The organism is Thermaurantiacus sp. (genome assembly GCF_053487655.1).
Window position 1 is genome coordinate 1 of the sequence record NZ_JBRCLD010000027.1, and the last position, 7,271, is coordinate 7,271.

General features: G+C 64.5%; 9 protein-coding genes. 7 read left to right on the forward strand and 2 right to left on the reverse strand.

Annotated elements, in window-relative coordinates; genetic code table 11:
* Positions 1-1,178, reverse strand: a 1,178-nt coding sequence (locus ACWIQA_RS02895) for a phosphoenolpyruvate carboxykinase (ATP) (protein ID WP_448581564.1), incomplete at its 3' end; no start/stop codon positions are given.
* Between the two features lie 224 nt (positions 1,179-1,402).
* On the opposite strand from ACWIQA_RS02895, the gene ACWIQA_RS02900 reads away from it, so the two are divergent.
* Genes ACWIQA_RS02900 through ACWIQA_RS02925 form a run of 6 tightly spaced genes read left to right on the forward strand, consistent with a single transcriptional unit; the run spans position 1,403 to position 5,868 of the window.
* Positions 1,403-2,131: a response regulator transcription factor gene (locus tag ACWIQA_RS02900; RefSeq protein ID WP_448581565.1), complete on the forward strand. Its 729-nt coding sequence runs from the start codon at positions 1,403-1,405 to the stop codon at positions 2,129-2,131.
* Positions 2,124-3,803, forward strand: coding sequence for a stimulus-sensing domain-containing protein (locus tag ACWIQA_RS02905; protein WP_448581566.1), 1,680 nt, complete (start codon positions 2,124-2,126; stop codon positions 3,801-3,803). Before ACWIQA_RS02900 ends, ACWIQA_RS02905 begins: the two co-directional genes overlap by 8 nt.
* The gene (locus ACWIQA_RS02910; protein WP_448581567.1) at positions 3,800-4,261 is read left to right on the forward strand and encodes an HPr kinase/phosphorylase; all 462 of its coding nucleotides are present in this window, start codon (positions 3,800-3,802) and stop codon (positions 4,259-4,261) included. The genes ACWIQA_RS02905 and ACWIQA_RS02910 overlap by 4 nt, the downstream gene beginning before the upstream one ends.
* Positions 4,236-5,144 (forward strand): RNase adapter RapZ, encoded by a 909-nt coding sequence (gene rapZ / locus ACWIQA_RS02915; protein WP_448581568.1) that lies wholly within the window; start codon positions 4,236-4,238, stop codon positions 5,142-5,144. Before ACWIQA_RS02910 ends, rapZ begins: the two co-directional genes overlap by 26 nt.
* Positions 5,145-5,185: 41 nt before the next feature.
* Positions 5,186-5,590, forward strand: a complete 405-nt coding sequence (locus tag ACWIQA_RS02920) for a PTS sugar transporter subunit IIA (RefSeq protein ID WP_448581569.1) — start codon at positions 5,186-5,188, stop codon at positions 5,588-5,590.
* Positions 5,591-5,592: 2 nt separating this feature from the next.
* On the forward strand, positions 5,593-5,868 hold the full coding sequence (locus ACWIQA_RS02925) for an HPr family phosphocarrier protein (RefSeq protein ID WP_448581570.1): 276 nt from the start codon (positions 5,593-5,595) through the stop codon (positions 5,866-5,868).
* An 85-nt stretch (positions 5,869-5,953) separates the two neighbouring features.
* On the opposite strand, the gene bfr is transcribed toward ACWIQA_RS02925, so the two are convergent.
* A complete protein-coding gene (gene bfr, locus ACWIQA_RS02930) occupies positions 5,954-6,433 on the reverse strand; it encodes a bacterioferritin (RefSeq protein WP_448581571.1) in 480 nt (159 codons plus the stop codon).
* 160 nt (positions 6,434-6,593) lie between these two features.
* On the opposite strand from bfr, the gene ACWIQA_RS02935 reads away from it, so the two are divergent.
* The coding region (locus ACWIQA_RS02935) for a class I tRNA ligase family protein (protein WP_448581572.1) at positions 6,594-7,271 on the forward strand (678 nt) is incomplete at its 3' end.

Consider the following 7,271-nt stretch of genomic DNA (forward strand, 5'->3'; position numbering starts at 1 on the left):
GTGGAAAACGTCGCCTCGGGCTCGGTCACTCCAATCTCGGTGCCAGCCACGCGCGCTGTGTAGCCAGAGAGGAAATGATACATCGCCTGCTCGGGCGTAAGCTTGGCAATCGGCGGCAAGATGCCGAAGGCATCTGCTGTGAGCATGATGATATTCTTGGGCACTGGCCCCAGATTGTCGGGGCTGGCATTGGGAATGAAGTCGATCGGGTAGCTGCCGCGGCTGTTCTCAGCCAAGCGGTTGTCGTTGAGATCGATTGCGCGCGTGACAGGATCGATGACGACATTCTCAAGAATGGTGCCAAACCGCTTCGTCGTTGCATAGATCTCGGGCTCAGCCTCGGGCGACAGGCGGATCATCTTGGCATAGCAGCCACCCTCGAAGTTGAAGACTGCCGTATCTGACCAGCCATGCTCGTCATCACCGATCAGCGTCCGGTTGGCATCGGCTGAAAGGGTGGTCTTGCCGGTTCCCGAAAGACCGAAGAAGATCGCGGTGTCGCCCCTGGGGCCAATGTTGGCCGAGCAGTGCATCGGCATCACCCCTCGCGCCGGCAGCAGATAGTTGAGAATCCCGAAGGCGGATTTCTTCATCTCGCCAGCGTAGCGGGTGCCGCCGATAAGGATCAGCTTCTCGCTGTAGCTGACGGCAATCACCGTCTCGCTCCGGCAGCCGTGCCGCGCCGGGTCTGCGCGGAAGGAGGGAAGGTCAATGATGATATATTCGGGCGCATAGCCGACGAGTTCCTCCAGCCTGGGCCGGACGAGGAGCGTGCGGATGAAGAGCGAATGCCAAGCAAGCTCGGTAATCACCCGGACGTTCACACGGTGCTCGGGCTGCGAGCCGCCGAACAGGTCCTGGACGAAAAGGGTCTCACACCGGCCAAGCGCCGCCAGGAAATCGGCCTTGAGAGCTGCGAAATGGGCCGGGTCCATCGGCCGGTTGGTCTTCCCCCACCAGACGGTCTCCGCAGTCTCGAAGTCCCGGACGATGAACTTGTCGGCAGCAGACCGCCCGGTATGAGGCCCGGTTTCGACCACGAAGGCGCCGTCCTTCGAGAACAGGCCCTCGCCTCGTGCCACGGCCAGCTCGAGCAGCGGTGCCGTGCCGAGATTGGCGTGGATCTTGGCCGCCGTTGCAATGCCGAGCCCCAGCCGATCGGAGGTTCCTGATCCCATTACGCTCGTCCTTCTGCCGTAACCGAACTGGCAAATGCCGAAGGGGCGGGCCCACAGGCGGGCCCGCAAGAGAAGAGACCCTTGCGAGCTTTGTCGCAGGGTTGCAAGGGTCCGCCAGAAAATTCCTCGCGAATTCGGGAGCCGGGAGCTATGTGGCAGCGACATGCAAAGGCCCAAGTGCCATTGCGAAGCTTTGCGGGCCTGGCAGCAGCGGATGCAGCCGAATGACAAGGCCGGCCACGGACGCGCTGGCGCCAGTCGTCGCGCTTGTGGATGATGATCGCCACATCCTGACATCTGTCAGCCTCGCGCTCCAGGCCGAGGGCTTCGTCACGCGGGTCTATGCTGATGGTGAGACGGGCCTGCGCGCCCTTCTTGACAACCCGCCCGACCTTGCTGTGGTCGACATCAAGATGCCGCGGCTCGACGGGATCGAGCTCTTGCGCCGGTTGCGCGAGCGGTCGCGCTTGCCAGTCATCTTCCTCACTTCCAAGGATACCGAGATCGACGAGGTGCTGGGGCTTGCCATGGGTGCCGACGACTATATTGGCAAGCCCTTCTCGCACCGGCTTCTGGTCGAGCGGATCCGTGCCGTGCTGCGCCGCACCGACCGGCGCGAGGACCAGGACGAGGAAGGGACTGGTGAGGCCGCCATGGTCCGCGGCCGCCTCACCATGGAGCCGGCCCGGCATCGCGTGACCTGGGATGGCAAGGAGGTCGCGCTGACCGTGACCGAGTTCCTGATCCTTGACGCGCTCGCCCAGCGTCCGGGCTTCGTGAAGTCGCGCGATGCCTTGATTGCCGTTGCCTATCCTGATGACACCTATGTCGACGACCGCACCATCGACAGCCACATCAAGCGGCTCAGGAAGAAGTTCCGGGCCGTCGACCCGGGCTTTGCGGCCATCGAGACCCTCTATGGCGTCGGCTATCGGTTCGACCCGGATGGCTGAGGGCGCGCACGTGCCGCGCGGGCGGCAGTGGACATGGCAAACGCGCTTCGGCCTTGTCCGCCACCGTTCGCTTGGCGTGCGCATCCTCCTCGTCAACCTCGTTGCCCTGATCGGATTTGCGATCGGGGTCTTCTACCTCGACAGTTTCCGCGAGCGCCTGCTGGCCACCCGCCAGGCGGAGATGATCAGCCAGGGGAGCATCATCGCCCAGCTTCTGGTCGAGGAACCTGATGCCGGCGCGCGGATTGCGCGCCTGGCCTTGCCCAGGGCTACGCGCGTCCGGCTCTACCGGCATGACGGCGCGCTCGCGGCCGACAATTGGTCGCTGCCAGGCTCTCGGCAGTTCGTCCTCGAAGACCCCACGACCGAGGGGTTCCGCCGTACCACAGCCCGCATGCTCGACCGTTTTGTCGAGGTGGCAAGTCTCGGGTCGCGGATCCCGGAGTGGCGGGAGCCGGCTGTCGACCGGCTGCAGTCCTGGCCCGATGCCGTGGCCGCGGTTGCGACCGGCCGGCCAAGCGCATCCGTCGGCCGCGCTGCCAATGGCGCTGTCGTCCTGTTCGCCGCCGTGCCGGTGGGCGGTCGCACCAAGGCCCGTGCTGATGATCGTGCTGATGATCTTGCCGCCATCCTGCTCGTGTCGGATGCCGGCGATCTCGTCGAGACCGTGAGACAAGAGCGCGAGCAGACCTTCAAGCTGTTCCTCGCGCTTCTCGCAGCGAGCCTTCTCCTGTCGCTCTACCTTGCCCGCACCATCGTCCGCCCGCTTGGCGAGCTGGCACTTGCTGCCGGCCGGGTGCGCCGCGGCCGCGACCGCGATGTCGAGATCCCGCGCTTTCCCGAACGGCGCGACGAGATCGGCCGTCTGGCCCGGTCGCTTGCAGACATGACAGCCTCGCTCAGGCAGCGCATCGATGCCACGGAGGCCTTCGCTGCCGACGTCGCCCACGAGCTCAAGAATCCGCTTGCAAGCTTGCGCAGCGCCGTCGAGGCGCTCGGATCAGTGCATCGCCCGGAGCATCGTGCGCAGCTCTTTGCACTCATCTCCGATGATGTCGGGCGGATCGACCGCCTCATCAGCGACATTTCCGAAGGCGCACGGCTTGAGGCCGAGCTGTCGCGCATTCGGCTTGAGCCTGTCGATCTTGCCGCTTTGGTCCGCGGCATGGCAGCTGCACTGGGTCTCGTTACGCCCTGGTCTGACCGGCTCCGGCTGCACGTGGCTGCGCCGGCCGACGGCATGGCTTTGGTGCTGGCGGAACCCAGCCGGCTCGAGCGGGTAGTCGGCAATCTGCTCGACAATGCCGCGAGCTTCTCGCCCGAAGGAGGGCAGGTCACGGTTGCCGTCAGCGCCGGGCCCAGTCTCGTCGAGCTGCGCGTCGAGGATGAGGGCCCGGGTGTTCATCCATCGCTGGCGACTGCGATCTTCGACCGCTTTTACTCTGAACGTCCCGAAGGCGAGTCCTATGGTCGCCACAGCGGCTTGGGGCTTTCGATCGTGCGTTCGATCATCGAGGCGTTCGACGGCGACGTGTTCGTGACCAGCCGTGCCGACGGAGCATCCGGGGCGAGCTTCGTCGTGCGCTTGCCGCGGGTTCTCGCAACTGGCGAGCGGCTGGGCGGAGTGCGCGCGGCGGAAGGGGCACGCCCGGTTGTCGGGGCAGTGCAATGACCAGCACACGGGTGCATGCGACTGCGATTGCCACACCGGCCGGTGGCCTCCTGTTGCTTGGGCCGCCCGGGTCAGGCAAGTCGGACCTTGGCTTGCGGCTGGTTGAGGCTGGCAGCATCCTCGTGGCGGATGATCAGGTTCTCCTTGCGGCCGCAGCGGACGGGCTGGTTGCAACCTCGCCGCCTCGGCTCGCAGGTCTCCTTGAGGTGCGCGGGATTGGCCTCGTCCGGCTGCCATTTGTCCGGCAGGCGCCGATTCGCCTTGCGCTCGACCTCGCCGCCCCGCCGCAACGCTTGCCAGCGCCGCCCGATGGCTGGCCCCGGCGGGCCTTCGCTGGGGTGGCGCTGCCGGTCCTTGCCTTCAACCCGTTTGAAGCGTCAGCGCCAGCGAAGGCTCTTGCTGCGCTTGCGCTGCTCACCGAAGAAAGCGGTCATGGCTGGAACCCCCGATCCGCCTGATGGCCCGATGCCAGGGGGTCTGCAGCCGCGTCTTGAAAACGCGCCACATGTCATCGTGACCGGCCTGTCCGGCGCTGGCAAGTCGACCGTCCTTCGCGCCTTCGAGGATGCCGGCTTCGAGGCTGTCGACAATCTGCCGCTCGCACTGCTCCCAGCCCTGTTCATGGTGCCAGACGAGCATCCGGTCGCCGTCGGAGTGGACACGCGCACTCGCGCTTTTGCGCCCGAGCTCCTGCTCAACCGCATTGCCGAGCTTTCAACTGCGCGTCACCCGGTCCGGCTGCTGTTTCTCGATTGCGCTGATGATGTGCTTGCCCGCCGCTTTGGCGAGACTCGGCGCCCACATCCATTGTCTCCAGACCGGCCAGTCGCCGACGGGATTGCCCGCGAGCGCGAGGCCTTGGCGCGCCTGCGCGAGCGCGCGGACCTTGTGCTCGAGACGTCCGACATGAGCCCGCATGACCTCCGGCGCATTGTGCTCGAGCGCGTGCTCGGCGCAGTGCCAGCGATGCTCACTGTCACCATCTGTAGCTTCGGCTATTCGCGCGGGCTCCCGCGCGACGCTGATCTTGTCTTCGATGTCCGCTTCCTTTCCAACCCGCACTGGGATCCGGATCTTCGCTCCATGGACGGGCGGGAGCCTGCGGTTCAGTCCCATGTCGAAGCCGACCCGGCCTTCGCTCCTGCCTTTGCTCGCATCCTGGATTTGCTTCTCTTGCTGCTTCCCGGATACAGGCGCGAAGGACGAGCGTATCTGACCATCGCCTTTGGCTGCACTGGCGGGCGGCACCGCTCGGTCGCGTTCGTCGAGCGGGTCGGACGTGCGCTTGCTGCGGCCAACTGGCCAAATTTCGTGGTGCATCGCGACCTTGCGCACCCTTGAGAAAGATGGGGCGCTGCTTGGGCGCCCAGGAAGGACGAGAAATGATCGGGCTTGTGCTGGTAACCCATGGGCGGATCGGAGCCGAATTTGTCGCGGCACTTGAACATATCGTCGGCCCGCAGCCGCAATGCTGCGCGGTCAGCATCGATGCCGCCGACGACATGGAAGCCAAGCGCGCCGAGATTGCCGCAGCAGCTGCAGCCGTCGATAGCGGACGCGGGGTGATCCTCTTGACCGATACCTTCGGCGGCACGCCGTCCAATCTGGCCATCTCGCTCTTGGGGCGCGAGCGACTTGAAGTGATCGCCGGAGTCAACCTTCCCATGCTCATCAAGCTTGCAACGGTGCGCAAGGCCAAGACCGTCACCGAGGCCGTCGATCTCGCCCAGGAGGCGGGCCGCAAATATATCTCGGTTGCCAGCCGGCTGCTTGGGGAGGCAGCCTGAGCTTGGCTGTCGCTGGGCCGGTCGAGCTCCGAATTGCCAACCGGCGCGGGCTTCACGCCCGAGCAAGCGCCCGGTTTGTCACTCTTGCAAGCCAATATGCGGCAACTGTCCATGTCATGAAGGACGGCCAGGAGGTGCTGGGCACCTCAATCATGGGCCTTCTCATGCTGGGAGCAGCGATGGGCGAGACCATCGGCATTCGCGCCGAGGGTGCAGACGCCGAAGCAGCAGTTGCCGCACTCGCTGAACTGGTCCAGAACCGGTTCGGCGAGGAGTGACACCGCCGCCGTTGCCAAGAGGCGCAGGCGCGCCTTTGCGCCGGCAGCGCCAGGGGCCTCTCAAGCCTGCCCTGGCCTGAAGGCTTCAGCTTCCGGCTGGCTCGGACTGAAGCTGGAGATAATTCTGCAGGCCCATCTGCGCGATCATCTCCTGCTGCGTCTCGATGAAGTCGACATGCTCTTCCTCGGCGTCGAGGATCGAGACAAACAGCTCGCGCGAGACAAAATCACGCACGCTCTCGCAATGGGGAATGGCCTCTTTCAGGAGCGCGATCGCTTCATGCTCGAGGGCGAGATCGGCGGCCAAGATCTCGGGCACATTCTCTCCAATCCGCAGGCGATTGAGTGTCTGGAGATTGGGCAGTCCTTCAAGAAACAGGATGCGCTCGACCAGCTTGTCGGCATGCTTCATCTCGTCGATGGACTCATGATACTCATATTTCGCAAGCTTCTTCACACCCCAATTGTCCAGCATCCGATAGTGCAGGAAATATTGATTGATGGCGGTCAGCTCGCCCTTCAGCACGGCATTCAGATATTCGATCACCTTGGCATCGCCCTTCATGGCGCTCGCTCCTTTTCAGACTGTGGCTGTCAGATATCGCCGCATCTCCGGGTGTGCAAGCCTAAATCGCTGAAAAAACGCAAGTTTTTACCGTTTCGCAGAAGCGTTCGCAAAAAACGCGCTGGAATCCGTCTAGGAGCGCTCTAGAAGCGCTGTCACCATGGATGCAAAGACGGGAGCAGGTGACTGGCGGGCAACCGTTTTCCTGCCGCAGACCGATTTTCCGATGAGGGCCGGGCTGCCTGAGACCGAGCCCAGGCTGCTGGCCCGCTGGGAGGCGGAGGGCGCCTACGAGGCTCTGCGCAAGGCGCGCGCCGGGGCGCCGCGCTACATCCTCCACGATGGGCCGCCCTACGCCAACGGCGACATGCACCTGGGCCATGCGATGAACCATATCTGGAAGGATCTCGTGATCCGCACCCGGACCATGCTCGGGTTTGATGCGCCCTATGTGCCGGGCTTCGACTGCCATGGCTTGCCGATCGAATGGCGGGTTGAGGAACTGAACCGCGCCAAGGGCATCCGCAAGGGCGACATGCCCTTGACCGAGTTCCGCGCCCAGTGCCGGGCCTATGCCGCCCACTGGGTCGATGTGCAGCGCTCGCAACTGCAGCGCCTTGGCATGTGGGGCGAGTGGGACCGGCCCTATCTCACCATGGACTTCGCCGCCGAGGCCGCGATTGCTGCCGAGCTTCTGAAGTTCGCTGAGACGGGCCAGATCTATCGTGGCGCCAAGCCGGTCATGTGGTCGCCCGTCGAGCAGACGGCATTGGCCGAAGCCGAGATCGAATATGAGGAGATTGTCTCGACACAGGTCGATGTCGCCTTCGAGATCGTG

What these genes read in the sequence shown, in the direction of transcription:
- rapZ (WP_448581568.1), top strand. Translation starts at nt 4,236, where the DNA reads ATGGCTGGAACCCCCGATCCGCCTGATGGCCCGATGCCAGGGGGTCTG.
- ACWIQA_RS02920 (WP_448581569.1), top strand. Translation starts at nt 5,186, where the DNA reads ATGATCGGGCTTGTGCTGGTAACCCATGGGCGGATCGGAGCCGAATTT.
- ACWIQA_RS02905 (WP_448581566.1), top strand. Translation starts at nt 2,124, where the DNA reads ATGGCTGAGGGCGCGCACGTGCCGCGCGGGCGGCAGTGGACATGGCAA.
- bfr (WP_448581571.1), bottom strand. Translation starts at nt 6,433, where the DNA reads ATGAAGGGCGATGCCAAGGTGATCGAATATCTGAATGCCGTGCTGAAG.
- ACWIQA_RS02900 (WP_448581565.1), top strand. Translation starts at nt 1,403, where the DNA reads ATGACAAGGCCGGCCACGGACGCGCTGGCGCCAGTCGTCGCGCTTGTG.
- ACWIQA_RS02910 (WP_448581567.1), top strand. Translation starts at nt 3,800, where the DNA reads ATGACCAGCACACGGGTGCATGCGACTGCGATTGCCACACCGGCCGGT.